22 protein-coding genes are annotated in these 24250 nt (G+C 70.4%); 12 read left to right on the top strand and 10 right to left on the bottom strand.

The window, feature by feature from the left end; all coding sequences use genetic code 11:
• Nucleotides 1-23 precede the first annotated feature (23 nt).
• Entirely contained in the window at nucleotides 24-1064 is a 1041-nt protein-coding gene (locus ACSHV8_RS28190; protein WP_436520361.1) for a P1 family peptidase, read from the top strand.
• A 200-nt stretch (nucleotides 1065-1264) separates the two neighbouring features.
• Nucleotides 1265-2272, top strand: a complete 1008-nt coding sequence (locus ACSHV8_RS28185) for a TIGR03617 family F420-dependent LLM class oxidoreductase (RefSeq protein ID WP_436520359.1) — start codon at nucleotides 1265-1267, stop codon at nucleotides 2270-2272.
• On the opposite strand, the gene ACSHV8_RS28180 is transcribed toward ACSHV8_RS28185, so the two are convergent.
• Nucleotides 2259-2633 (bottom strand): DUF427 domain-containing protein, encoded by a 375-nt coding sequence (locus tag ACSHV8_RS28180; RefSeq protein WP_436520357.1) that lies wholly within the window; start codon nucleotides 2631-2633, stop codon nucleotides 2259-2261. The genes ACSHV8_RS28185 and ACSHV8_RS28180 overlap by 14 nt on opposite strands.
• 48 nt (nucleotides 2634-2681) lie before the next feature.
• Between ACSHV8_RS28180 and ACSHV8_RS28175 the strand changes: the two genes are divergently transcribed.
• A complete protein-coding gene (locus tag ACSHV8_RS28175; RefSeq protein WP_436520355.1) occupies nucleotides 2682-3143 on the top strand; it encodes an aminoacyl-tRNA deacylase in 462 nt (153 codons plus the stop codon).
• Nucleotides 3144-3168: 25 nt separating this feature from the next.
• On the opposite strand, the gene ACSHV8_RS28170 is transcribed toward ACSHV8_RS28175, so the two are convergent.
• On the bottom strand, nucleotides 3169-4032 hold the full coding sequence (locus tag ACSHV8_RS28170; RefSeq protein WP_436520353.1) for an SDR family oxidoreductase: 864 nt from the start codon (nucleotides 4030-4032) through the stop codon (nucleotides 3169-3171).
• 124 nt (nucleotides 4033-4156) lie between these two features.
• Here ACSHV8_RS28170 and ACSHV8_RS28165 point away from each other — a divergent pair, with 124 nt between their 5' ends.
• The 4 genes from ACSHV8_RS28165 to ACSHV8_RS28150 all read left to right on the top strand — a co-directional run bounded on the left by ACSHV8_RS28165 (nucleotide 4157) and on the right by ACSHV8_RS28150 (nucleotide 7737).
• Nucleotides 4157-4537: a winged helix-turn-helix transcriptional regulator gene (locus tag ACSHV8_RS28165; protein WP_436520351.1), complete on the top strand. Its 381-nt coding sequence runs from the start codon at nucleotides 4157-4159 to the stop codon at nucleotides 4535-4537.
• A 10-nt stretch (nucleotides 4538-4547) separates the two neighbouring features.
• Complete coding sequence (locus ACSHV8_RS28160; protein ID WP_436520349.1) at nucleotides 4548-4892, top strand: UBP-type zinc finger domain-containing protein; 345 nt, start codon at nucleotides 4548-4550, stop codon at nucleotides 4890-4892.
• A gap of 149 nt (nucleotides 4893-5041) precedes the next feature.
• Nucleotides 5042-6601, top strand: coding sequence for a methyl-accepting chemotaxis protein (locus ACSHV8_RS28155; RefSeq protein ID WP_436520347.1), 1560 nt, complete (start codon nucleotides 5042-5044; stop codon nucleotides 6599-6601).
• Between the two features lie 83 nt (nucleotides 6602-6684).
• Nucleotides 6685-7737 (top strand): diguanylate cyclase domain-containing protein, encoded by a 1053-nt coding sequence (locus ACSHV8_RS28150; protein WP_436520345.1) that lies wholly within the window; start codon nucleotides 6685-6687, stop codon nucleotides 7735-7737.
• Between the two features lie 206 nt (nucleotides 7738-7943).
• Here ACSHV8_RS28150 and ACSHV8_RS28145 read toward each other — a convergent pair whose 3' ends face one another.
• From ACSHV8_RS28145 to ACSHV8_RS28130, 4 genes are read right to left on the bottom strand one after another with little or no spacing between them, the layout of a single operon-like run.
• Entirely contained in the window at nucleotides 7944-9026 is a 1083-nt protein-coding gene (locus ACSHV8_RS28145) for a CaiB/BaiF CoA transferase family protein (protein ID WP_436520343.1), read from the bottom strand.
• Nucleotides 9023-11008 (bottom strand): 3-hydroxyacyl-CoA dehydrogenase NAD-binding domain-containing protein, encoded by a 1986-nt coding sequence (locus ACSHV8_RS28140; protein WP_436536934.1) that lies wholly within the window; start codon nucleotides 11006-11008, stop codon nucleotides 9023-9025. The genes ACSHV8_RS28145 and ACSHV8_RS28140 overlap by 4 nt, the downstream gene beginning before the upstream one ends.
• A 41-nt stretch (nucleotides 11009-11049) precedes the next feature.
• Entirely contained in the window at nucleotides 11050-12276 is a 1227-nt protein-coding gene (locus tag ACSHV8_RS28135; protein WP_436520341.1) for an acetyl-CoA C-acetyltransferase, read from the bottom strand.
• On the bottom strand, nucleotides 12266-13438 hold the full coding sequence (locus ACSHV8_RS28130) for an acyl-CoA dehydrogenase family protein (protein ID WP_436520339.1): 1173 nt from the start codon (nucleotides 13436-13438) through the stop codon (nucleotides 12266-12268). The genes ACSHV8_RS28135 and ACSHV8_RS28130 overlap by 11 nt, the downstream gene beginning before the upstream one ends.
• 140 nt (nucleotides 13439-13578) lie before the next feature.
• On the opposite strand from ACSHV8_RS28130, the gene ACSHV8_RS28125 reads away from it, so the two are divergent.
• Nucleotides 13579-14226: a TetR/AcrR family transcriptional regulator gene (locus ACSHV8_RS28125; protein ID WP_436520337.1), complete on the top strand. Its 648-nt coding sequence runs from the start codon at nucleotides 13579-13581 to the stop codon at nucleotides 14224-14226.
• A 4-nt stretch (nucleotides 14227-14230) separates the two neighbouring features.
• On the opposite strand, the gene ACSHV8_RS28120 is transcribed toward ACSHV8_RS28125, so the two are convergent.
• The 3 genes from ACSHV8_RS28120 to ACSHV8_RS28110 form a co-directional block, all read right to left on the bottom strand.
• Nucleotides 14231-15643, bottom strand: a complete 1413-nt coding sequence (locus ACSHV8_RS28120) for a hypothetical protein (protein WP_436520335.1) — start codon at nucleotides 15641-15643, stop codon at nucleotides 14231-14233.
• A gap of 66 nt (nucleotides 15644-15709) precedes the next feature.
• Nucleotides 15710-16372 (bottom strand): response regulator, encoded by a 663-nt coding sequence (locus ACSHV8_RS28115; protein ID WP_436520333.1) that lies wholly within the window; start codon nucleotides 16370-16372, stop codon nucleotides 15710-15712.
• The gene (locus ACSHV8_RS28110; protein ID WP_436520331.1) at nucleotides 16369-17451 is read right to left on the bottom strand and encodes a sensor histidine kinase; all 1083 of its coding nucleotides are present in this window, start codon (nucleotides 17449-17451) and stop codon (nucleotides 16369-16371) included. Before ACSHV8_RS28110 ends, ACSHV8_RS28115 begins: the two co-directional genes overlap by 4 nt.
• A 174-nt stretch (nucleotides 17452-17625) precedes the next feature.
• On the opposite strand from ACSHV8_RS28110, the gene ACSHV8_RS28105 reads away from it, so the two are divergent.
• Complete coding sequence (locus ACSHV8_RS28105; protein WP_436520329.1) at nucleotides 17626-18033, top strand: hypothetical protein; 408 nt, start codon at nucleotides 17626-17628, stop codon at nucleotides 18031-18033.
• A 905-nt stretch (nucleotides 18034-18938) separates the two neighbouring features.
• On the opposite strand, the gene ACSHV8_RS28100 is transcribed toward ACSHV8_RS28105, so the two are convergent.
• On the bottom strand, nucleotides 18939-20651 hold the full coding sequence (locus ACSHV8_RS28100; RefSeq protein ID WP_436520327.1) for a sulfatase-like hydrolase/transferase: 1713 nt from the start codon (nucleotides 20649-20651) through the stop codon (nucleotides 18939-18941).
• 83 nt (nucleotides 20652-20734) lie between these two features.
• Here ACSHV8_RS28100 and ACSHV8_RS28095 point away from each other — a divergent pair, with 83 nt between their 5' ends.
• From ACSHV8_RS28095 to ACSHV8_RS28085, 3 genes are read left to right on the top strand one after another with little or no spacing between them, the layout of a single operon-like run.
• Nucleotides 20735-21673 (top strand): hypothetical protein, encoded by a 939-nt coding sequence (locus ACSHV8_RS28095; protein WP_436520325.1) that lies wholly within the window; start codon nucleotides 20735-20737, stop codon nucleotides 21671-21673.
• Nucleotides 21674-21726: 53 nt separating this feature from the next.
• Complete coding sequence (locus ACSHV8_RS28090) at nucleotides 21727-23352, top strand: ABC transporter substrate-binding protein (protein ID WP_436520323.1); 1626 nt, start codon at nucleotides 21727-21729, stop codon at nucleotides 23350-23352.
• The gene (locus tag ACSHV8_RS28085; protein ID WP_436520321.1) at nucleotides 23349-24248 is read left to right on the top strand and encodes an ABC transporter permease; all 900 of its coding nucleotides are present in this window, start codon (nucleotides 23349-23351) and stop codon (nucleotides 24246-24248) included. Before ACSHV8_RS28090 ends, ACSHV8_RS28085 begins: the two co-directional genes overlap by 4 nt.
• Nucleotides 24249-24250: the final 2 nt, after the last annotated feature.

Below are 24250 nucleotides of genomic sequence, written 5' to 3'. Positions count from 1 at the left end.
CCGAGCGGATCTAAAATGGCCGGGTGAGCGAACCACAGCTGCTCTCGGCCTACGCCGGCAACTGGACCGGCGAGGGCACCGGCGTCACGGTGATCCTGCCGCCGCCGGGCACCGTCGGCTCCGGTGAGGTGCGCGGCGGGGCGCCCGCCACCCGGGAGTTCGACCTGCTGCATCCGGTGCGGATGGTGGACCGGGTGGATGCCGTGGTGCTCTCCGGCGGGTCCGCGTTCGGGCTGGCCGCCGGCGACGGGGTGATGCGGCTGCTGCGGGAGCGCGACCTCGGGTTTCCGACGGTGTTCGGCCCGGTGCCGATCGTCGTCGGGATGTCGATCTTCGACGGGTCGGTTGCGGGAACACCCCCGGATTCGGCCGCCGGCCGGGAGGCCGCGATCGCGGCGCTGCGCGGGGACGACTTCCGGACCGGGCGGTTCGGGGCCGGGGCGGGCGCGGGGACCGGGAAGTGGCGCGGGCGTGACGATCCCGGTGGGCTGGGCCGGGCGGACGGGGTGGCCGGCGTAGCCCGAGTCACCGCACTCGTCGTGGTCAACGCCTGGGGCGACGTCCTCGGCCCCGGAGGCGAGCCACTCTTCGGCGCGAGCCCGAGCGGCTCCGGTGGCGTGCCGCCTGGCGGCGCGATCCTGAGCGGCTCCGGTGGCGAGCTGCCTGGCGGCGCGATCCTGAGCGGCCCCGGAGGCGTGCCGCCTGGCGGCGCCAGCTTGAATGACGGCAGCGGCGGCGCGGGCTCGAACGCGGGAGGTGGCGGTCAGCCGGCAGCAGGATCGGCGCGGGAGAACACCACGATCGCCGTGGTGATCACCGACGCCAAGCTGTCCAAGACCGACTGCCATCTGCTTGCGCAGAGCGGCCACACCGGCTTCGCGCGCTCCTTGCATCCGGCGCACTCCCGCTACGACGGCGATGCCGTGGTCGCTCTGGCCACCGGCGAGGTGACCGAGGGCGTCGACCTGGACCTGCTCCGAGCGGTGACCGCCGAGGTCATGGCCGCGGCGATCCGCGCGGCCGTCTCACATGAGGGCGGGCAGGTAAGCGCCGGCAGTGGGTGAGCGGCGGCATCGCGGGGGAGTGGGTGAGCGGCGGCATCGCACAGGAATGGGTGAGCGGCGGCAACGCACGGCAGTGGGTGAGTGGCAGCATCGCACGGGAGCGGTAAGCAGCCGTATCACACGAGAGCAGGCATCGGGGCGCTCACCGGCGCGACGGCCCCACCCCGTACGCGAAAATCTTGGGGTGTTATCACTGAGTGATGCTGGTTGACTTCAACGCGCAGATCAGCGCCTCCCCCGCCGAGGCCGAGTCGGCCGCCGTCGCCGCCGAGCAGGTCGGTTATGACGGTTTCGGGGCGGCGGAGACCAGGCACGACGTCTTCACCACGTTGACGCTGGTGGCGCGGGCGACCGAGCGGATTCAGCTGCAGTCGTCGATCGCTGTGGCGTTCGCGCGGAATCCGATGAATGTGGCGATGCTCGCCAACGACCTGCAGTTGATCTCCGAGGGTCGGTTCCGGCTGGGGCTGGGTTCGCAGGTCAAGCCGCATATCGAGCGCCGGTTCTCGATGCCGTGGAGTCGGCCGGCGGCGCGGATGGAGGAGTTCGTCGCGGCGGTGCGGGCGATCTGGGACACCTGGGCGACCGGGGAGCGGCTGATGTTCCGCGGCGAGTTCTACAAGCACACGCTGATGACCGAGTTTTTCGATCCGGGTCCGAATCCGCACGGGAATCCGCCGATCGAGCTGGCCGCGGTGGGGGAGTTGATGACCGCGGCGGCCGGGCGGGTGGCCGACGGGCTGCTGGTGCATCCGCTGACCACGGTGGGTTATCTGAACGACAAGCTGATCCCGGCGCTGCGGGAGGCCCGCGGCGGGTCGCTGGACGGCTTCAACCTGGGCATGTCGGTGATGGTGGTGCTCGGCACGGACGAGGCGCAGCGGGCCATGGCCGAGGCGGCGGTGCGGCGGCAGATCGCGTTCTACGCGTCGACGCCGTCCTACCGGGCGGTGCTGGATCTGCACGGCTGGGGTGATCTCGGTGAGCGGCTCAGCCGGTTGTCGCGCCGGCAGGATTGGACGGCGATGACCGCGGAGATCACCGACGAGGTGCTGGACGCGTTCGCGGTGGCCGGCGATCCGGCGTCGGTGGCCGAGCAGTTGAACGCCCGGTTCGGGGCGACGATCGACCGGATCTCGCTGTACACGCCGTACGACGCGGACCGCTACCAGCTGGCGGCGGTCCGCGCCGGGATCAGCCGATCGTGATGCTCTCCACCCGGTCGGGGTAGAAGGCGACGTGGTCCTTGATCTGCGCGACCGCGTCGTAGGGCTCCTGGTACTCCCAGATCGCGTCGACGACGGTGTCGCCGTCGATCGCGATCGAGTAGTAGCCGGCGTCGCCCTTGTAGGGGCAGTAGGTCTTGGTGTCGGTGCGTTGCAGCACGGACCGGTCGACGTCGGCGAGCGGCACGTAGACCACCGCCGGATAGGTCGACTCGTGGAGGCTGAGCGCTTTCTGCGTGTCCGCCACCACCTTGCCGGCGACGGTCACGACGACCCGCTCGCCGGTCGGGGTGACGGTGATGGGGTGGTCGGGTCCAGGCTGCTTGCGAGGCCTGTCACTCATCGAGGTTCCCTCCTGGGTCGGACGCTCCCAAGCTACTACGGTGATCTGATGACGAACGCCGCGATCGACGCCGTGACCGAGTTCGGGCTGGCCCACGAGGTGGTCCGGCACGGGCCGGTGAGCAGCGTCACCGAGGCGGCCGAGGTGCAGGGCGTCGACATTCAAGATCTGGTCAAGACCTTGGTCGTACGGCGTGGGCCGGACGACTACTTGTTCGTCCTGGTTCCGGGCGACCGTTCGATCTCCTGGCCCAAACTGCGGGCGCTGCTCGGGGTGAACCGGTTGTCGATGCCGGACGCCGGCACCGCGAAGGCGGCCACCGGGTATGAGCGCGGCACGATCACCCCGTTCGGCTCGTCGACGGCGTGGCCGGTGGTGGCCGACGACCGCACGAAGGGCCGCACGATCAGTCTCGGGGCCGGCGAGCGCGGGGTCGGCCTGCGGGTCGGTGCCGACGACGCGGTGGCTGCCCTGAAGGGCACCTTCGCCGACGTCACCGAGCCCGCCTGAAAACCCGAGCCCGTTCGAAAATCGGTCAGGCCTTGACGGCCTCGGCGACCGCGTCGGCCAGCGGCGTGGTCGGGCGCCCGATCAGGTCGCTCAGGTCGCTGCCCGCGTTGTCCAGGGCGCCGTTCTCCCGGATGTGCACGTCGGTGTCGGCCAGGATCGCCGCGAACCCTTCCGGCACGCCGGCCCCGGACAGGATCTCCACGAGCTTCTCGGCCGGCACGTCGGTGTAGGCGATCGTCGTGCCCAGCTGCGCGCTGACCTCGGCGGCCAGCTCGGCCATGGTGAACGGCGTGTCGCCGCCCAGCTCGTACGCGGTCCGCGGGTTCTCCAGCAGCAGCGCCACGGCCGCCGCCTCGGCGTAGTCGGCCCGGGTGGCCGCCGCGATCCGGCCCTCGCCGGCGCTGCCCAGGAACGATCCGGTGGACTTCACGGTCGGCAGCTGGGCGGTGTAGTTCTCGTAGTACCACCCGTTGCGCAGGAACGAGTGGGCCAGCCCGGACGCGGCCAGGGCCTCCTCGGTCGCCTTGTGGTCGGCGGCCAGCAGGACGGGCGTGGTGTCGGCGCGCAGGATGCTGGTGTAGGCGACGAAGCCGACCCCGGCCGTCTTGGCCGCCTCGATCGCGGCGGTGTGCTGGGCCAGGCGGCTGCCGGGCGAGCTGGTGGAGATCAGGAGCAGCTTGTCGACGCCGGCGAACGCGCCGGCCAGGGTCTCCGGCCGGTCGAAGTCGGCCTCGCGGACCTGCACACCGCGGGCGAGCAGGCCGGCCGCCTTCTCCGGGCTGCGCACCGCGGCGACGATCGAGCCGGGCTCGACACCGCGGCTGATCAGGGCGTCCACGACGAGACGGCCGAGGTGTCCGGTGGCGCCGGTGACTGCGATGGTGGTCATGGGAGCTCCTTGAAGTTTCAACGGCGAGTGCTGCATCCGAGAATGCACTAACTTTTCGAAAGTGCCAACCGCTAGTGTGCGCCATCACTCCGGAAAGTGCGGCGGAACTGGGTATTCTCGATGCATGACTGATCCCGCCGACGACCTGATCCCCAGCGTCTTCGCCCGGGACTGCGCCTCCCGTGGTGTGATGGCCGACGTCACCGGCAAATGGGGCGGTCTCGCCCTGGCCGCGCTCCTCGACGGTGCCTACCGATTCAACGCCCTCCGCCGCCGGGTCGACGGCGTGAGCGAGAAGATGCTGGCCCAGACCCTGCAGGCGCTGGAGCGGGACGGCCTGGTCCGGCGCGAGGTGCAGGCCACCATCCCGCCGCGGGTGGAGTACAGCTTGACCCCGCTCGGCGAGCGCGTCGCGGCCAAGCTGAAGGAGCTGATCGAGCTGCTGGAGAGTGAGATCGGTCCGATGCAGGCCGCGCAGGAGGAGTACGACCGCAACGTGCGGTAGGTTTTGCCCCGTGAGCGCGTCGATTCTGCCCGATGTCCCGCCGTCCGGCACCGGTTGCGTGGAGTGCCTCGAGTCCAGCGGGTGGTGGGTCCACCTGCGCCGGTGTGCGCAGTGCGGGCACATCGGCTGCTGCGACACCTCTCCCGCGCAGCACGCCACGGCCCACTTCCGCGAGACCGGCCACCCGGTGATCCAGTCCTTCGAGCCCGGTGAGGACTGGTTCTGGAACTTCGAGACCGAGGAGGGTTTCGACGGTCCGGAACTGGCCCCGGCCCGCAGCCGCCCGGAGGATCAGCCGACCCCGGGCCCGGCCGGCGCCGTCCCGGACGACTGGCGCTTCAAGATCCACCGGTAGAAGGAAAAAACCGCAAGCCGGTTGCAGCCGAAAGCTTTCAGGCTGCAACCGGATAGAAACCGAATAAATGGTACGAACGCTCAGCGTCTTCCTCAGGTGATCCGGCACACGGTCGAAAGTGTGTGCAGTCGGACAAACGTGGGGGGAAGATGCTCGGCCTCGAGAACATCGGCACAGCCAAACGGCTGGGCATCATCGTTGTCACCGGAGCGATAGCGCTCGGCGGCATGGGCGCGGTCGCCCTGATCGGCCAGGACAACGTAGCGGACCAGGCTTTGCGGGTCAGCCAGTTGCAGTGCGGCTCGGCCGCCCTCAACCACCTGAACAACCGCCAGAGCGAGTTGAAGGTCGACGCCTACCGGTCGGCCCTCGGCCAGGACATGACCGGCGACGCCGCCGACGACACGCAGTCGTCGGTCGACGCGTCCGCGGCGGTCTACGAGTGCGGGTTGCCGACCGCGATCACCGACCAGTTCAAGTCCTACAAGGCCGATTTCGACGACTTCAACACGTTCATCATCGACTTCGTGGCGGCGGCCAAGAAGGACCCGAAGACCGCCCTCGCCGAGATCGACAAGATCAAGGAGATGAACAACAAGACCGACGACGAGCTGGACGCGCTCACCGAGGTCGTCGAGACCCAGGTCGCGGCCCAGAAGGACCTGATGGCCAAGACGGTCTCGCGGACCCGGTACACCGCGATCGCGGTCGCCCTGATCGGCCTGGCCCTGCTCATCGGCATGGCGATCCCGATGGTCCGCTCGATCCTCGGCCCGATCCGCAAGATCGGCAGCGTGATCGAGGCGCTCGACAAGGGTGACCTGACCGAGCGCAGCGGGATCACCACCCGCGACGAGCTCGGGGCCATGGCCCAGAGCCTGGACGGCACCCTGGACAAGCTGCGCGAGTCGATGACGATCATCGCCAAGGACTCGGACGCCCTGGCCGCTGCCTCCACCGAACTCGCCGCCGTCTCGGCCGAGATCGCCTCCGCGGTCGACAACACCGACCGGCAGAGCTCCTCGGCCGCGGCCGAGGCCGACGAGATCTCCCGCAACGTGCAGAGTGTCGCGGCCGGCTCGGAGGAGATGGGCCTGTCGATCCGGGAGATCTCCCGCAACGCGGCCGACGCCGCCCAGGTCGCCTCGATCGCCGTCTCCGAGGCGGCCATGGCCACCGAGACGATCCGCAAGCTCGGCGAGTCGTCGGCCGAGATCGGCAACGTGATCAAGCTGATCACCAGCATCGCCGAGCAGACCAACCTGCTCGCCCTGAACGCCACCATCGAGGCGGCTCGGGCCGGCGACGCCGGCAAGGGCTTCGCCGTGGTCGCCAGCGAGGTCAAGGACCTGGCCCAGGAGACCGCCCGCGCCACCGAGGACATCGGCGCCCGGGTCAACGCCATCCAGCAGGACACCGGCGGCGCGGTCGAGGTCATCAACCGCATCTCCGAGGTCATCGCCCAGATCAACGACTTCCAGACCACGATCGCCTCGGCGGTCGAGGAGCAGACGGCCACGACCGGCGAGATGAGCCGCAGCATCGGTGAGGTGGCGGCCGGCTCCAACCGGATCGCCTCGAACATCAACGACGTGTCGAACGCCAGCGGCGCCACGGTCAGCGGCGTCAACCAGACCCGCGAGGCCAGCGAGGAGGTCTCCCGGACCGCCGAGGAGCTGCGCGCGCTGGTCGGTGCCTTCAAGTTCTGATCGCGGGCAGGGGAGAAGGGCCGGTCGTCGTGAGCGACCGGCCCTTCTCTCATGTTCCGGCGACCGCTGCCGATGGAGAGTTCATGCACAGGCGGACCGTCCAGCTCGGGGCGGCGGCGCTCGACGACACGTCGCTCTCCCGGCGGCGGATGGTCGAGACCGCCGCCCTGGTGTCGCGGTCCATCGGCATGATCATGTCGCTGCTCTACGGCCTGGAGGTCGGCGGGTTCGGCCCCACCCACCTGGATCCCGCGCTGGCCGCGGCGTGCCTGGTCAGCGCCGCGGTGATGGCCGGGTCGAACGTCCTGTCCGTGATGGGCATCCGGCGCCCGGGCGCGCGGTGGTACTCCCGCCTGAGCGCGCTGCAGGTGCTGCTGGACACGCTCATCGTCATCATCTTCGTGATGTTCACGCAGGAGTACACCCCGCAGACCACCTGGCCGCTGCTGAGCCTGCCGATCGCCATCGCGGCGATCCGGCACCAGCTCCTCGGCGCGCTCGCGGTCTGGGCCATCACGTCGGCGGCGCTGCTGGTCATGCCCATGCGGGCGGCCGAGGGTCCCGGGGCGATCGCCCTGAACATCATGATCGCGGTGATCACCGGCTCGCAGTCGAGCGCGTTCCAGCGCCAGCTCACCACGCTGCAGCAGGTGCGGCGCGAGCTGCAGCACCAGGCCTCGCACGACAACCTGACCGGCCTGCCGAACCGGGCTCAGCTGGCCGACCGGGCCGAGCAGTGGTCGGGCCGGCGGCTGGCCGTGCTGCTGCTCGACCTGAACGGGTTCAAGCAGGTCAACGACACGTACGGGCACGCCGCGGGCGACGCGCTGCTGCATCAGGTGGCCCAGCGCCTGGACGCCACGATCGGGCCGGGCGACCTGGCCGGGCGGCTCGGCGGCGACGAGTTCGTGGTGCTGCTGCCGGAAGCCGACGCGGAGGCGGCCGCCCGGGCCGGCGAGCGGATCCGGGAGACGATCGCGCGTCCGGTCTCGATCGGCGGCGGCCACGAGGTGACCGTCGGCGTCAGCATCGGCGTCGCGGTGCGCCCGGCCGGCGGCTCGGCCGACCTGGACATGCTCACGGCCGAGGCCGACGCGGCCATGTACCGCGAGAAACACGCCGGAAGAGCGGCATGATGCACCATCTGACGTTCCGCAACCCGAGCGTGCCGTTCCACCCCTGAAGGCGTTGAGACTCGGTACCCCGGTTGGAGATTCTTGAGCGCTTCGGCATGATTTTGACCGAAAGCGCACACGCGGCTCCGGTCGCGATCAGACGCCGCCCAGCCGGGCCGGTCCGGCAAACGGTCCGGCTGGGCGGCCCCTTCCGACCACCTACAAGATCAAGACCACGATTCCAGGACCTCCGGTACGGTCGCGGCCCGGCTCGGTTCCGGGACGCTTGCCGGCGTACGGCCGAAGCGCGGCGCCGGCGCCGGTTGGACCACGCCCCCCACCTCGACGAAGGCCGACCGCGCCCGGTTGTGCGGATGCCCCGGCGCCTCGGCCGGGGTCAGCACCGGGCTCACGCAGGCGTCCAGTCCGGCGAAGGTCTCGGCCCACTCGTCCCGGGTCCGCGCCGCGAACCGTTCGGTGAAGGCGTCGCGCAGTTCCGGCCACCGCCGCCGCTCGAACTGGCCCGGAAGATCCGGGTCGTCGTCGAGGCCCAGGCCCTTGAGCAGCGCCGCGTAGAACTGCGGTTCCAGGGCACCGACGGCGAGATGCCCGCCGTCGGCCGCCCGGTACGTGTCGTAGAACGGCGCCCCGCCGTCGAGCAGGTTCTCCCCGCGTCCGCCACGCCACGTCCCGGTCGCCAGCATCCCGTGCAGGAACGTGGTGAGCAGCGCCGACCCGTCGACCATGGCGGCGTCGACGACCTGCCCGAGCCCGGACCTTTCCCGTTCCAGCAGCGCGGCCAGGACCCCGACGGCCAGCAGCATGCCGCCCCCGGCGAAGTCGGCGAGCAGGTTGATCGGGGCGTGCGGACGTTCGCCGGCCCGGCCGATCGGGTCCAGGGCTCCGGCGACGGCCAGGTAGTCGATGTCGTGCCCGGCCGCTCGCGCGAGCGGACCGTCCTGTCCCCAGCCGGTCATCCGTCCGTACACAATCCTGGGGTTGATCTTCTCGCAGGTCTCCGGGCCGAAGCCGAGGCGTTCGGCGACGCCCGGCCGGTAGCCCTCGACCAGCACGTCGGCCTTCTCGACGAGGGCGAGCAGACCGGCCAGTCCGTCGGGGGACTTGAGGTCGAGGGTGACCGTGCGGCGACCGCGTTGCAGCGGACCGTTCGGCGGAACGAATGGTCCCGTGCCGCCCGGTCGTTCGACCAGTACGACGTCGGCGCCGAGGTCGGCCAGGACCATGCAGCCGAACGGGCCGGGGGCGAGCCCGGCCAGTTCGACGACTTTGACGCCGGTGAGCGCGCTCATGCCGGGGCGAACCGTTCGCCGTAACGCGCCGCGAGCTCGGAGGCCCGGCCCTTGAAGTCGGGGTGCTGCTCGACGTACCGGATGACGCCGCCGGTCCAGGCCGGGAAGCCGATGCCGAGGATCGAGCCGATGTTGCCGTCGGCGTCGGTGCGCAGCACACCCTCGGTCCGGCAGCGCAGCGCGTCCAGGGCCTCGCTGAACAGCAGCCGTTCCTGCAGGTCCTCGAACGGCACGGCGCGACCCTCGTCGGTGGCCAGGTCGGCGAGTCCGGTCCAGAGCTTGCCGCGCCGGCCGTTCTCGTACGCGTAGAAGCCCTTCCCGGACGACCGCCCGGCCCGCTCGTGATTCTCCAGCAGGTCCTGGACCAGCGCGTGGGCCTTCTCGTAGCCGGCGTTCACCCCGGCCGCCACGTACGCCTTGTGGATCTTGCCCATCAGCGTGAGCGTCACCTCGTCGGCCAGCGCGAGCGGCCCGGTCGGATATCCGGCCTGCAGCGCGGCCTGCTCGACCGACGCGGCCGGCACACCCTCGGCCACCATGGTGACCGCCTCGTTGATGAACTGGCCGATGACCCGGCTGGTGAAGAAGCCGCGCCCGTCGTTGACCACGATCGGTGTCTTGCCGATCCTGCGGCCCAGGTCGAACGCGCGGGCGATGGCCGCGTCCGACGTCTGTTCGCCGACCACGATCTCCAGCAGCGGCATCTTGCCGACCGGGGAGAAGAAGTGCATGCCGATGAAGTCGGCCGGCCGGGACACACCCGCGGCCAGCCCGGTGATCGGCAGGGTCGACGTGTTCGAGGCGAGCAGCGCGTCCGGCGCGAGGACCGGCTCGATCTCGGCGAACACCCGGTGCTTGAGTTTCGGGTCCTCGAAGACGGCCTCGATCACCACGTCGCAGCCGCGCAGGTCCTCGACGTCGGCGGTCGGTGTGATCCGGGCCAGCACCGCGGCCTCACCCTCGGCGACCGCACGTTCGGCCGCTTCCAGGGTCACGTCCTTGACCACGACCTCCAGGCCGGCGCGGGCGCAGGCGTACGCGATCCCGGCCCCCATCATCCCGGCGCCGAGAACTGCCACCTTCTTCGCGGGTTCCACCGAAACCTGGGGGCGGGCCGCGCCGCCGTTTACCGCGCGCATGTCGAAGAAGAACGCACCGATCATGTTCTTGGCGATCCGCCCGGTCAGCAGCGTGATCAGCCGCCGCGTCTCGATGGTGAACGCGGTCTCGATGTCGACCTGGGAGCCCTCGACCGCGGTCTCCAGGATCGCCTCGGGCGCCGGCATCCGGTTGCCCTTGAGCTGCTTGCGCAGGGTCGCCGGGAAGGCCGGCAGCTGCACGGCGAGCTTCGGGGTGGCCGGGGTCCCGCCGGGCATCCGGTAGCCGGGCCGGTCCCAGGGCTGGGCCGCGTCCGGGTTGGCGGCGATCCACTCCCGGGCCTTGGTGATCAGCTCCTCCGGGGTGGCCACGACGTCGTCGATCATCCCGGCGTCGCGGGCCGCGGCCGGCTTGAGGCGCTTGCCGGTGAGCAGCCAGACGGTGAGCGCCGGGGCCAGGCCGAGCATCCGCACGGTCCGCGTCACCCCGCCCGCGCCGGGCAGCAGACCGAGCGTGACCTCGGGGAAGCCGACGCGCGTGCCCGGTGCGTCCAGGGCGATGCGGTGGTGGCAGGCCAGGGCGATCTCGAAGCCACCACCCAGGGCGGCGCCGTTGATCGCGGCGACGACCGGGCGGCCGTACGTCTCCAGACGCCGCAGGTCCCGCTTGATCGTGCCGAGCAGTTCGAACAGCGCCGGCGCGTCCTCCGGGCGGGCCCGGCTCATCATCGGCAGGTCGCCGCCGGCGAAGAACGTGCTCTTCGCGCTGGCCACGATCACGCCGGTGACCTGCTCCTTCTCGGCCTCCAGGCGGTCCACGGCGGCGGTCATGGCGGTCACGTAGGTGGCATTCATCGTGTTCGCCGATTGGTCCGGGTCATTCATCGTCAGCGTGACGATGCCGGCTTCGTCTTTCGAATAGTCGATCACGCGAAGTCTCCAACCCGCTCGATGACCGTCGCGACGCCCATGCCGCCGCCGATGCAGAGGGTGACCACGGCACGGTGCAGGTCGCGCCGCTCCAACTCGTCCACGACGGTGCCGACCAGCATGGCGCCGGTCGCGCCGAGGGGGTGGCCGAGGGCGATCGCGCCGCCGTTGACGTTCACCTTCTCCGGGTCGAGCCGGAGATCGCGGATGTACTTGAGGACCACGGCGGCGAACGCCTCGTTGATCTCGAAGATGTCGATGTCCGATATTTCGAGATTTGCTACCTCAAGTGCCTTGATGGTCGCCGGGGTCGGCCCGGTCAGCATCAGCGTCGGGTCGGCGCCGCTGACCGCTGCTCCGACGATCTTCGCGCGCGGCCGCAGCCCCAGCTCCTGCCCGGTCTGTGAAGAGCCGACCATCACCAGCGCCGCCCCGTCCACGATCCCGGACGAGTTCCCGGCGTGGTGGACGTGGTTGATCTCCTCCAGCCAGTGGTACTTCTGCAACGCCACCGCGTCGAACCCGGCCTGCGCCCCGATCGTCGCGAACGACGCCTTGAGTTTGCCCAGCCCGGCGCGGGTGGTGTCCGGTCGCGGGTGCTCGTCGACGGCCAGGATGTCCAGGCCGTTCGGGTCGCGCACCGGCACGATCGACCGCTGGAACGCGCCCCCGGCGATCGCCTTGGCCGCCCGCTCCTGCGACTGGATCGCGTACCCGTCGACGTCGTCGCGGCTGAACCCCTCGATCGTCGCGATCAGGTCGGCGCTGACTCCCTGCGGCACGAAACTCGTGCTCAGAGCGGTCTCCGGGTCGAGGAACCAGGCGCCGCCGTCCGACCCCATCGGGTTGCGCGACATCGACTCGACCCCGCCGGCCAGGATCAGGTGCTCCCACCCGGACCGGATCCGCGACGCCGCCTGATTCACCGCCTCAAGACCAGAAGCACAAAAACGATTGAGCTGTACGCCACCGACCGTGTCCGGGAGTCCGGCGACCAGTGCCGCCGAGCGGGCCAGGTCGCCGCCCTGCTCGCCGATCGGCGTGACGATGCCGAGCACCACGTCCTCGATGCGCTTCTCGTCGAGGCCGGGATTGCGCTCCCGGACGGCGTCGATCAGCCCGGTGACCAGCGTGATCGGCTTGGTCCCGTGCAGTGCGCCGTTGTCCTTGCCACGCCCTCGCGGGGTCCGGACCGCGTCGTAGATGTAAGCGTCAGAGGACACGGGCGATCAACTCCTTCATGATCTCGTTGGTGCCGCCGTAGATCTTCTGGACCCGGGCGTCGGCGTACATCCGGGCGATCGGGTACTCGGTGGTGTACCCGTACCCGCCGAAGATCTGCAAGCAGCGGTCGACGACCTCGCACTGCCCCTCGGTCAGGTAGAGCTTGGCCATCGCCGCGGTCGCCACATCCAGTTCACCCCGGTTGTGCCGGACGATGCAGTCGTCCAGGAAAACTCGCGAGACGCGCGTGCGGGTGGCACATTCGGCCAGCACCATGCGGGTGTTCTGGTGCCCCACGAGGGGTTTTCCAAAAGCCTTGCGATCTTTCGCGTACGCGGTGGCCAGCTCGACCGCGCGTTGCATCGCGGCCACCGCGCCGACCCCGATCACGAGGCGTTCCTGCGGAAGCTGCTGCATGAGCTGGTAGAACCCGGTGTTCTCGGCGTCCGCCCCGCCCAGGATGTTGGCGGCCGGCACCCGGAACTCGTCGAAGAACAGCTCGGCGGTGTCGTTCGCGTGCAGCCCGATCTTCTCCAGGTTGCGTCCCCGCCGGAAGCCGGGCGCGTCGTCGTCCAGTTCGCAGACCAGCAGCGAGATGCCGTGCGCCTTGGCGGACTGATCGGTCTTGACGGCCAGGACCAATAAGTCCGCCAGATACCCGTTCGTGATGAAGGTCTTGGACCCGGTCACCAGGAAGTCCTCGCCGGTCCGGACCGCACGGGTCCGGATCGCCTGCACGTCCGAGCCGCCGTCCGGCTCGGTCATCGCGATCGCGCCGATCAGCTCGCCCGAGCAGAGCCGGGGGAGCCAGCGCCGCTTCTGCTCCTCGGTGCCGTACGCGTTGATGTAGCCGGTCACGATGCCGCTGTGCACGGCCAGACCGAGGCTGCCCTCGCCGGTGAGCTGCTGCTCGTGCAGCAGGACGGCCTCGTGGGTGAAGTCGCCGCCGCCACCGCCGTACTCCTCCGGGATCGAGAGCCCGAGCAGGCCGAGCTCGCCGGCCTTCAGGTAGTGCTCGCGATCGGGATGGCCCTGCGCTTCGAGGCGGGCCGCGTGCGGGACCACCTCCTTGAGGAAGAAGGTCCGGGCCATCTCGGCCAGGTCGTCATGTTCCGGCTTGCGCCACGGCTCGGCGTAGCCGTCCAGTCCAGGCGTCGACATTGACACACCCTTGATCACTATTGGCGCTGTGTCAACAAGCTGGTGATGAATTGGCGTCATCCATCGGAGAAGCCGATCGAAACATCGACGCAACGTGCATCTCGGATCACGATGAATCGACGTGCCGTATGGTCACGATCGTGTCCTCAGCAGGAACGCCACCCAGTCCGGTCGCCGGTGCGGTACGCCCCCCGGTGATCCGGCGGCGCCGCCTGGAACCGGACGCCCGGCGCGAGCAGATCATGTCCGTCGCGATCCGCCTGTTCGGCGAGCGGCCGTACGCGGAGGTCTCCACCACCGACGTCGCCCGCGGCGCCGGCGTGGCCCGTGGGCTGGTCAACCACTACTTCGGGACCAAGAAGGAGCTCTACCTCGAGGTCGTGCGGGTCATGCTGACCGTCCCCGAGGTCGCCCTGGAGGGCCTGCCCGCCGGCGGCCCGGCCGAACGGGTCGACGCGATCGTCACCTGGTTCCTCGACGTCGTCTCCCGGCACAGCACGTCCTGGCTGGCCGCGATCACCGCCGGCGGCATGGCCGGCGACTCCGACGTCGACCAGGTCATCGCCGAGGCCATCGACGTGGCCGCCGAGAGCATCCTCACCGCCACCGGCCTCGGAGCCGCGCCCGACGACGCGTTGCGCGCGATGGCGCGGGCCTACGTCGGGATGGCCACCTACACCGCGCGGGAGTGGCTGCAGCGGGGTTCGCTCACCCGTGAACAGGTGCACACCCTGCTGACCACCACCCTGCTGGTCATGGTCGAGAAGGTCTTCCCGCAAGCCGCCTGACGCCTCACGCGCCGGCCTCCTCCTTCGGCCGGTGCAGAACCGACGCCCCCGACCCGGCCGTGAGCAGGATCAGCGCGGCCAGGAACACGCGGTCGGGACCGGTCCCGGCGTTGGCGATCAGGCCGAAGACGGCGTGCCCGACGGTGGCGCCGAGGGCGGCGGCGACCAGGTGGGCCGGGGTCCAGGCCCGGGCGGCGGTCCAGCGGCGCATCAGCAGACCCGCGCCCACGGCGATCGCCGCGGCGGCCGCCATCGGGGCGAACCCCCAGGCGCCGTGGGTGAAGAACGACCCGGTCGCGCCGGCGAACGGGAACAGCAGGGCGACGAACGCGAACCCGGCAGCGCCGGTCACCACGGCGGTCACGGCCGGGGAGGGGACCTTGCTCGGGGTGGCCGGTCGGTCGGCGGGCAACCGCCGTACGCGCAAAGCAGCCAGAGTGACCAGCAGCGCGAGGGTGAGAATGGCCGCGGCCGCGACCGGCGACATCGTGTAGCCGGGATCCTCCGACGGCAGAACCGCGACCCGGACCAGGAGCGCGCCGAGGGTCGCGACGGCACCGGTGACGATCAGGCCACCCCGGCGGAGGTACGGCCGGTGGCCGTGCCCGGCGAACAACAGCTCGGTCAGGACGATCGGGATCGTGATGCTGAAGACCGGGTGATAGACCAGGTTGAGCTCGGTGTAGGCGCTGTTCAGGCCGAGCACCCGGGGCGCCCACTGCGCCGCGTGGTAGATGTTCGGGCTGGTCAGGCTCTGCAGGACCAGGCCCTCCTCGACCAGTCCGTAGGCCAGGCCCAGCAGCAGCATGGTCGGGAGGCCGCGGCCGGCGCGGCGGGTCACCTCGCGGATGAGCAGCGCCCCGGCGCCGTAGATCGGGATGAAGACCGGGAACGCCCACAGCTGCCGCAGCGGGATGTTGCCGAGCATCAGCTCGGCGATCACCGGCGCGAGCAGGATCAGCGTCCAGGCCGCCTTCCGGTGGCGCGGCCGGGTGTCGACCGGGACCGGCGCGTCGAACGCGGACCGGACCGTCCGCAGGTTCACCGTGATCACCAGCGTGGCCAGGAGCAGCAGCTGGACGGCCTGCACGATCCGGAGCCAGGCCGGGTACTCGGCGCTGAGCAGCAGCCAGCCGACACCGATCAGTCCCAGGGCGGAGACGATGCGCACGCGGCGCAGTGCCCGCGGGTCGCCGCGCAGCAGCTGACCGACGAACCGGGCGTAGAGCACCGCGACGGCGAGGATCGGCAGCGGGCGCGTCCACAGTGTCCGGGACAGCGCCGCCGGATCCGCCCCCGGGTGATGTCCGTGCTGGTAGGCGAGGATCGGCCCGTGCAGGATCAGGGTGATCAGGGCGAAGACGACGCTCACCGCGAGGTTGGTGACGAGCAGGACGACAACGGTCTTCTTGGTCATGCCTCGACGCTAGGAATTCGGCGGTCGCCGATCCTCCGGCCTGAGACGGGTCATCGATCTACGACTTCAGGATGACCTCGGCCGCACCACGCCGAGATCGTAGGCCAGCACGACCGCCTGCACCCGGTCCCGGACGTCGAGTTTCCGCAGCACGGACGAGACGTGCGTCTTCACCGTCGCCTCGGTCACGGTCATGTGCGTGGCGATCTCCGCGTTCGACGCGCCCCGGGCCAGCAGCTCCAGCACCTCACGCTCGCGGCCGGTCAGCCGGTCGAGCCGGACGTCGGCGCCGGGCGGAGTCATGTCGGCCGCGACGAAGTGGTCCAGCAGGCGGCGCGTGGCGGTCGGGGCGAGCAGGGCCTCACCCCGCGCGACCACCCGGATCGCCTCGACCAGGTCGCCCGGGCGGACATCCTTGAGCAGGAAACCGCTCGCGCCCGCCCGCAGCGCGGCGTAGAGCGACTCGTCCAGGTCATAGGTGGTCAGCATGATCACGCGAGGTGGGTCCGGGGTCGCGGTCAGCCTGGCCGTCGCGGTCAGGCCGTCGGTTCCGGGCATCCGCACATCCATCAGTACGACATCCGGCCGCGTCTGCCCGGCGAGCCGGATCGCCTGGTCGCCGTCGCCCGCCTCGCCGACCACCTCAAGGTCGTCACGCGCCTCGATGATCATGCGGAAACCGACGCGGACCAGCGCCTGATCGTCCACGATCAACACTCGGATGGTCATCCGGCCGCTCCCCAGGGCAGTTGCGCTCGCACCACGAATCCGTCCTCGCCCGGCTCGGCGGTGAGGGTGCCGTCGAGCAGGGCGGCCCGCTCCCGCATGCCGCGGATCCCGTTGCCCGGCGGGCGGCCGGACCCGCCGTTCCCGTCGTCGCGCACCTCCACCTCGACCGTCGTGGCGGTGACCCGGACCAGCACGTCCGCGCGTTTCGCCCCGGAATGCCGCAGCGTGTTGGTCAGCGCCTCCTGGACGATCCGGTACGCCGCGAGCTGCACCCCGCCGGGCGGCTCGCCGTCACCCTCCCGGCGCAGGGTGACCACCGGCCCGGCCCCGCTCATGGTGGCGACCAGCTGATCGAGACCGCCCAGACCGGGCTGCGGCGGGGCGTCGTGCGTGTCCTCCCGCACCGTACGCAAAAATGTCCGCAACTCGGCCAGCGCCTCGCGGCCCGCCGCCTCGGTGCGGCGGATCGCCGCCCGGGCCTGGACCGGATTGAGCTCGAACACGTCATCGGCGGCCGCCGCCTGCACGACCATCACCGACACCGTGTGCGACAGGACGTCGTGCAGCTCGCGGGCGATCCGGCCGCGCTCCTCCAGAACGGCCTGGCGCTGCTCGGCCTCGCGCCGGGCGCTGCGGGCCCGGCCCAGCGCACCCCAGCTCCAGGCCAGCAGGGACGCGGCCAGCCAGCCGGCAGTCAACAGCCAGTGGCGCTGCAGGACGGCCGGGCCGCAGACCGCCACGACGGTGCCGGCCAGAGCCCAGACACTCTCGGTGTTCGGCCGCGCCCACGCGTAGGTGCACAGGACGACGAAGGCCAGACCCGGGCCCAGACCCGGGACCAGCAACTGCAGGACGGCCCCGGCCAGCAGGATCCCGGCCGTCACCCGGCGCGGCGCCCCGGCCAGCCACCACAGCGCGGCGACCTGCCCGGCGGCCAGGACGATCGCGACCACCCGGCCCGGGACCGGCGGCAGGCCGGCGGTGTCCAGCCAGAACGCGGGGGCGACGAGGACGACGGCGAGCAGCAGCAACGCCCGCCGCCAGCGCGGCGACAGCTTCGCCTCGTAGCCGTCCCCCATGCCCCCGAACCCTACTGCCCGTTTTTCGCTCCGGAACGTTCAGAGGGTGAAGACGGGTGGACAGCGGGGCGGTTCGGGCGCAGCGTCAGATCACGGCTGACTAGCGGCAGACCTGTCAGCGCAGCATCGCCGACCCCGAAGGGTTCTGGCGGGACGCCGCCGACGGCGATCGCGATGCTCGCCTACGCCCGCCCCGGCGCCGTGCACCCGGTCGTCTTCGGCGGCTTCGGCGCCCCCGACCTGGCCACCCACGTCCCCGACCGCCGGGTTATCCGGCAACGCCCCGAACACCCCGCCGCGCTGCTCAAGGACCGGGACCTGACCTGGGCCGAAGCGATCGCCCAGGCGGAACCGGCCGGGTGCGTGCCGGTCCGCGCGACCGACCCGCTCCACATCCTCTACACCTCCGGGACGACCGGCCGGCCCATCGCCGCCAGCCCCCGCGGCGTCGAACCGCTACCCACCAAACCGGGCTCGCCGTCCCTGCCGATGCCCGGCTACCGCCTCCGCATCGTCGACGAGTCAAGAAATGAGACGAGTCAAGAAATGATCTGCCGCCCGGCGCGGAAGGCTCGATCGTGACGGTGGCTTGCTCGGCCCCCCGATTGAATCACGCCCCGAAGATCACCTAGCGGTTGTCCACATTGTTGGTCTGTCCACAGGCTCCCCGCCGCCCCAACAATTTTGCGCAAGGATTGTCAGTGGGCGGTCTGCCCCCTCGGTTGGGGTGGGGACTCGGTCATGGGCCCGGACCAGCAGGCCTTTCGCGGGCTGACCTGGCTGCGGTACCCCGCTGTGCTCAGCTGGCGCTGCGGGCTGGTTCCGGTCCGGAGGCGACCGTGAGCACCAGCCGCATGGGCTCAGCTGGTGCTGAGGGTTGGTTTTCGGGGCTGAAGCGACCGTGAGTGCCAGCTGTGTGGGCTCGGCTGGTGCTGGCGGCTGGTTTTCGGGGCTGAGGCGACCGTGAGTGCCAGCTGTGTGGGCTCGGCTGGTGCTGGCGGCTGGTTTTCGGGGCTGAGGCGACCGTGAGTGCCAGCTGTGTGGGCTCGGCTGGTGCTGGCGGCTGGTTTCCGGGGCTGAGGACGACACTCAGCGCCAGCTGCGTGGGCTTGGCTGGTGGTGAGGGTTGCGTGACCGGGGCTGGTGGCGACCCTCGGCGCCGGCCGAAGTCACGGCGGGCGGCGTGTTGGGGCGGGGTGAGCGGGGGTGGGGTGAGCGGGGGTGGGCTGAGCGGGGGCGGGCTGAGCGGGGGCGGGCTGAGCGGGGGCGGGGTGCGTGGGAGCGGGGGGGTGGGCGGGGTGTGGGCGTGCGGCACCGGTGGAGGTCGGTGCCGCACGCTGTCTGGGGGTGAAGGGGGTAAGGGTGACCACCCACGGACATCGCCCTGGAGGGGTTCGCGTTCTGGGCGCGCCAGCGCCCTGCGGGCCCCGGAAGGGTCCCCGCGGGAGCGACGGTCTGTACCCCGGCGGACCTAGGAAATAGGGAATTTAATGGTTGGTGCCTCCGGGTCCCATCGCGGTGAGGAACTTGTCGCGGAAGGCGTTCATCGGCCAGACGGGGGCGTTGGCGGCCGGTTTGATGCCGTCGGTCCAGCCCCAGCCGGCGATGCGTTCGATGACGGCCGGGTCTTTGGCGACGATGGTGATGGGGACGTCGTGGCTGGCGTTGTCGCCGGTGACGACCGGGGAGGGCTGGTGGTCGCCGAGGAAGACCATGACCAGGTTGTCCTTGCCGTATTTGGCGATCCAGTCGGTCAGCGTGGTGACGGTGTACTGGACCGATTTGCCGTATTGGCTGCGGACGGTGTCGGAGGCTTTCCAGATCTGGGTCTTGGTGGGCTGGCCGGCCGCCATGCCTTTGTAGATCGAGCCGTCGCCGACCTGGTCCCAGTCGATGAATTCGGGGAGCGGGGCCCACGGGGTGTGGCTGGAGACCAGCGGCATCTCGACGAAGAGCGGCTTGCGGCCGGGCTTGTCGTATTCGACCTCGTTGAACTTTTTCAGCGTGTACTGGTCGGGCATGGGCGCCCAGCTGAAGCGGGGGCCGGTGTAGCCGAGGTTGCGGCTGTCCCAGACCCGGTCGAAGCCGTAGAAGTTGCCTTCCGGCCAGGCGCGGGAGGCGCCCGGCATGACGCTGACGGTGTCCCAGCCGGCCGAGCGGAACAGGCTGGGCAGGGTGAGCCGGTTGCTGGAGGTGAGGTTGCGGTACCGGCCCTGGTTGTCGATCCACAGGCCGGACATGGTGGTGGAGTGGGCGAGCCAGCTGCCGCCGCCGAAGGTGGGTGAGGTGAGCCAGCCGCTGCGGCTGGTGAATCCGGCCGCTTTGAGTTTGGCGGTGCCGGCGTCGAGGACGGGGTCGATGCCGGGGGCCAGGTTGGGGGCTTCGACGGCGTTGCGGCCGTAGCTCTCGACGAACGTGAGCATGACGTCTTTGCCGGTCAGGCCGGTGAGGAGCTGGTCCGAGGGCACGTTCTTGTACGCGTCGACCTGGACTTCGCGGTTGAACGCGGCTTCGCGCTGCACACCGTCGCGGGCCTGTTTGGCGCGGTCGGAGGTGTAGGTGATGGTGGCGCGGGCGGCCAGCGGCACGCGGGGTACGAGCGACGGGACGCCCAGGACCAGGGTGAGGGCCCAGGCGATGGCGATGCCGCCACCGGTGAAGGCGGAGCGGCGGCGGTTCTGCACGAGCAGGCCGGCGACGCGCATCATGGCCCAGACGGTCAGGCCGAGCACGCCCGCGACGAGCAGGAAGATGCCGGTGAGGGCGCCGATCACGCCGGTGGTGCCGTAGGAGTCGCGGACGAAGCCGTAGCCGTCGTCGAACAGCACCCAGTCCAGGACCGGGTCGAACGGGCGGGCCAGGAAGAAGTAGAAGCCGATGTCCAGGCACTTCTCCAGGACGACCAGGCTGAGACCGAATCCGCCGAGGGCCGCGGCCACCTTCCGGGGGCGGCCGGGCAGCACGACGAGGACGCCGATGATGACGGCCGCCTCGATCGGGAGGCGGACGAAGTTGCCCACGTTGAGGCGGGCCAGGATGTTCGGGAACAGCAGCTCACCGAGGATGATCAGGCAGGCGAGGACCGTCAGGCCGCGGCCGATCCAGGGGTGGCGCAGCCAGGTCCGCAGGCGGCCCGGCGTCGGGGCGGCCGGCGCCGGTTCGTCGTCGGGGTTCTGCTGATCGACAAGGTCAGGTTGCACGACAGGGGGAACGGACCGTTTCCGCAGATGGTTCAAGTCCGGGCCGGAATCACGTGAGTCCACAAGGGACTAAGATGATCACCGTGCGTGGTCGCCTGATTTCTTTCGTGCTCAAGATCTGCGCGCTGTGGTTCGTAGCCACGGTGCTGGCCTGGCCTTTTGCGGTCCTGATGGAGGGCGGCGGTGATCCGGCCGAGGCGAATTGGGGCTATTTCTGGCTGTTGTTCACCCCGGTTCTCGCGGTGGCCGTCGCGTGGTGGTACAGGCCGACTCGGATCGGTCTGCGTCCGGTGCCGCTTTTCGGCCGGGCCGCCGCGCTGCTGGCGGCGACCGCGCTGACCGTGGTCGCCTGGCACGCGGCCGGCCTGCCGTGGTGGAGTCTGCCCGGGCTGGCCGGTGGAAACGTGCTGGTCGCGGTGCTCGCGTGTGTCGGGGCCTGGGCCGCGCTGGACCGGTTGCCACCGGCCTACCTGGTCGGGCTGGGGGCCGGCGCCCTGGCCGGCGGGATCGTGCTGGGGGCGTCGCTGCGGGCGGAGAGCCTGGCCACCGTGGTGACCGGGTCGACCGGCCGGGTCGGTCTGGCCCTGGCGATCGTCGAGTTCACCGCGATCGGGGTGCTGCTGGTGGCGGTCTGGCGGCTGATCGACCAGTGGCGCACCGGCACGCTGGGTTTCGCGACCGACCGCCGCCGCGGCCACTGGCCGCCCAAGCCGGGTCAGATCTGGTTCGCCGACGTGCCGTTCGAGGAGTCGGCCGGTGAGTCGAAGGACCGGCCGGTCCTGGTGTTGCGGCAGGCCGGCCGGGAGGCCGAGATCCTGAAGATCACCAGTCAGGACAAGTCCGCTCATCCGGAGTTCTACCTGTTCCTGCCGCACGCCAAGTGGCATCGGGTGCTGAGCAAGGACAGCTGGCTGGAGTTGCGCCCGCAGAAGCTGGACTATCACCGGTTCCGTGACCTGCGCGGCCCGGCCCGGTTCGGCACGCTGCGGATCGTGAAGCGTCGCGAGAGAGCGACGTCATAGCTCCTTGCCTTTTTCCTATGTGACCTATAGGAAATAGGGAGAGGAGGTCGTCCATGCGCCACTTTCCCGCCATCGTCGTCACCACCCTGCTGCTGGTCGCCGGCTGCTCCGCCGGCACGTCGGCCAGCAGTGCCGATGCCGGCAAACCGGTCAGCGGCGGCTCGCTGACCTGGGCCGTCGAGACCGAGCCGATCACCTTCAACCCGCACCAATACGCCCAGGCCAAGGCCCGCCTGCTGGTCTGGAACTCCTTCGAGGCCCTGCTCACCCACGACGACAAGGGCGGCTACGTCCCCTGGTTGGCCACCGGCTACGAGGTGTCGCCGGACGGGAAGACGTACACCTTCAAGCTGCGCACCGACGTCACCTTCTCGGACGGCACGAAGTTCGACGCCGCCGCGGTCAAGGCCAACATCGACCAGCTGCTCGTGCCCAACTACGCGCCCGGTGTCGCCGCCGTCCAGCTCAAGAACCTGGACACGGTCACGGTCAAGGACGACTCCACGGTCGTCTTCCAGCTCAAGCAGCCGGACGTGCTGATCCTCGACTTCCTCTCCTCCCCGCAGGGCGCGCAGATCTCGCCCAAGTCGCTCACGGAGGCGAAGAACCTCAAGGCCGGCGGCCCCGAACTGGCCGGCACCGGCCCGTTCGTCCTGGACCGTTACACCCCCGGCCAGGAGGTGCACTTCACGAAGAACCCGGCCTACAACTGGGCGCCGGCCAATGCCGGACACGCCGGTCCGGCCTACCTCGACGGGATCACCTACCGGTTCCTGAAGGAATCGTCGGTGCGCGTCGGCGCGCTGACCAGTGGCCAGGTCCAGATCATCGAGGGTGTCCCGGCCACCGACGAGTCGCTGATCAGCGCGAACCCGGACCTGTCGCTGCAGCGCGGGCTGAACTCCGGGTCGGCCTACTCCTACTACTTCAACACCGCGCACGCGCCGTTCGACGATCTGTTGGTCCGGCAGGCGTTCCGCGAGGCACTGGACGTGCCCGCGGTGCTCAACGGGGTCTACCGGAACACCGCGACCCGGGCCTGGAGCGTGATCGGACCGACCAGTCCGTTCTACGACAAGTCCCTGGAAGGCTCCTACGGCGGTGACGCGACCAAGGCGAACCAGCTGCTCGACCAGGCCGGCTGGGCCACCAAGGACGCCGAAGGATTCAGAACCAAGGACGGAAAACGATTGACGGTACGGCTGGTGCAGTCCGCGCCGTTCATCCGCGACCGCCGTGACGTGCTGGCCCAGGCCGTTCAGGCCGCGGTCAAGCAGAGCGCCGGGATCGACCTGCAGATCCAGCTGGTCGACCAGGGCACCGCCACCAAGGCTCTGGCCGACGGCGCCTACGAGCTGTTCGACAACTCGCGGGCCGACACCGACGCCGGTGCCGCGCTGAACCTGCTGCTCTACTCCACCGGGTCGATCAACCGGACCGGGTACAAGAGCCCGGAGCTGGACAAACTGCTCGACGACGCGGTGGCCACGACCGACCCGGCCAAGCGGACCGAGCTGTACCGGCAGCTGCAGAAGCTGGTCGTCACCGACCAGGCCCTGGTCCAGCCGCTCTACGCCCCGCAGGACCAGATCGCGGCGTCGAAGTCGGTCGGCGGCACCGGGTTCGAGCCCACGGCCGGGGTCCCTGTCGATGCCTACAACCTCTGGCTGAGCAAGTGATCACGGCGATCCTGCGCCGGGTCGGGGCGGGCGTGCTGGTCCTCTGGGCCGCCGCGACCGCCGCCTACCTGGCGCTGCTCGCCGCCCCGGGATCCACGGTCGACACGATCATCGGCGACGGCGCCGACACCCCGGGCATCCGGGCGCAGATCATCGCCGAGTGGCACCTCGACCGTCCGGCCGTCGTGCAGTACCTGGACTTCCTGTGGCGCGCTCTGCACGGCGACCTGGGCCGCTCCTACCTGCTGCAGCGACCGGTCGCGGACGTGATCGGCAGCCAGATCTGGCCGACGGTGAAACTGGCCTCGGCCGCGGCCGTCTTCGGGGTCGTGCTGGCCCTGGTCTTCGCGATCGTGGCCCGCCGGCTCACCTCGACGATCGGGCTGGTCCTGGTCTCCACCCCACCCTTCCTGATCGGGATCGTGCTGCTCAGCGTCTTCTCGTTCACCCTCGGCTGGTTCCCGGTCTCCGGCGACCGCAGCTTCGCGGCCCTGGTCCTGCCCGCGATCACGATGGGCCTGCCGATCGCCGGCACCCTGGCCCAGGTCCTGCGCGAGGGTCTGGACCGGGCCCTGGACGAGCCGTTCGCGGTCACCGCCCGGGCCCGCGGCCTGCGCGAGAGCGGGGTGCTGATCCGGCACGCGCTCAAGCACGCACTGCTGCCGGCCGTCACCATGCTCGGCTGGTCGTTCGGCGTGCTCATCGGCGGCACGGTGATCATCGAGCAGGTCTTCGGCCGGCCCGGCCTGGGTCAGGTCACCGTGCAGGCGGTCAACTCCAGCGACCTGCCGGTGGTGCTGGCCGTGGTCATCCTCGCGGCCTTCGTCTTCGTCGTGATCAACACCGCCACCGACCTGGCCTACCTGCTCATCGACCCCCGGTTGCGAAGGAGCTGAGC

Source organism: Actinoplanes sp. HUAS TT8 (assembly GCF_051380535.1).
Classification (GTDB): domain Bacteria; phylum Actinomycetota; class Actinomycetes; order Mycobacteriales; family Micromonosporaceae; genus Actinoplanes.
The sequence above is the reverse complement of the archived record's forward strand: the minus strand, read 5'-3'. Positions and strand labels throughout refer to the sequence as shown.

What these genes read in the sequence shown, in the direction of transcription:
- ACSHV8_RS28185 (WP_436520359.1), top strand. Translation starts at nt 1,265, where the DNA reads ATGCTGGTTGACTTCAACGCGCAGATCAGCGCCTCCCCCGCCGAGGCC.
- ACSHV8_RS28180 (WP_436520357.1), bottom strand. Translation starts at nt 2,633, where the DNA reads ATGAGTGACAGGCCTCGCAAGCAGCCTGGACCCGACCACCCCATCACC.
- ACSHV8_RS28175 (WP_436520355.1), top strand. Translation starts at nt 2,682, where the DNA reads ATGACGAACGCCGCGATCGACGCCGTGACCGAGTTCGGGCTGGCCCAC.
- ACSHV8_RS28170 (WP_436520353.1), bottom strand. Translation starts at nt 4,032, where the DNA reads ATGACCACCATCGCAGTCACCGGCGCCACCGGACACCTCGGCCGTCTC.
- ACSHV8_RS28165 (WP_436520351.1), top strand. Translation starts at nt 4,157, where the DNA reads ATGACTGATCCCGCCGACGACCTGATCCCCAGCGTCTTCGCCCGGGAC.
- ACSHV8_RS28155 (WP_436520347.1), top strand. Translation starts at nt 5,042, where the DNA reads ATGCTCGGCCTCGAGAACATCGGCACAGCCAAACGGCTGGGCATCATC.
- ACSHV8_RS28150 (WP_436520345.1), top strand. Translation starts at nt 6,685, where the DNA reads ATGCACAGGCGGACCGTCCAGCTCGGGGCGGCGGCGCTCGACGACACG.
- ACSHV8_RS28145 (WP_436520343.1), bottom strand. Translation starts at nt 9,026, where the DNA reads ATGAGCGCGCTCACCGGCGTCAAAGTCGTCGAACTGGCCGGGCTCGCC.
- ACSHV8_RS28140 (WP_436536934.1), bottom strand. Translation starts at nt 11,008, where the DNA reads ATGAATGACCCGGACCAATCGGCGAACACGATGAATGCCACCTACGTG.
- ACSHV8_RS28130 (WP_436520339.1), bottom strand. Translation starts at nt 13,438, where the DNA reads ATGTCGACGCCTGGACTGGACGGCTACGCCGAGCCGTGGCGCAAGCCG.
- ACSHV8_RS28120 (WP_436520335.1), bottom strand. Translation starts at nt 15,643, where the DNA reads ATGACCAAGAAGACCGTTGTCGTCCTGCTCGTCACCAACCTCGCGGTG.
- ACSHV8_RS28115 (WP_436520333.1), bottom strand. Translation starts at nt 16,372, where the DNA reads ATGACCATCCGAGTGTTGATCGTGGACGATCAGGCGCTGGTCCGCGTC.
- ACSHV8_RS28110 (WP_436520331.1), bottom strand. Translation starts at nt 17,451, where the DNA reads ATGGGGGACGGCTACGAGGCGAAGCTGTCGCCGCGCTGGCGGCGGGCG.
- ACSHV8_RS28105 (WP_436520329.1), top strand. Translation starts at nt 17,626, where the DNA reads ATGCTCGCCTACGCCCGCCCCGGCGCCGTGCACCCGGTCGTCTTCGGC.
- ACSHV8_RS28090 (WP_436520323.1), top strand. Translation starts at nt 21,727, where the DNA reads ATGCGCCACTTTCCCGCCATCGTCGTCACCACCCTGCTGCTGGTCGCC.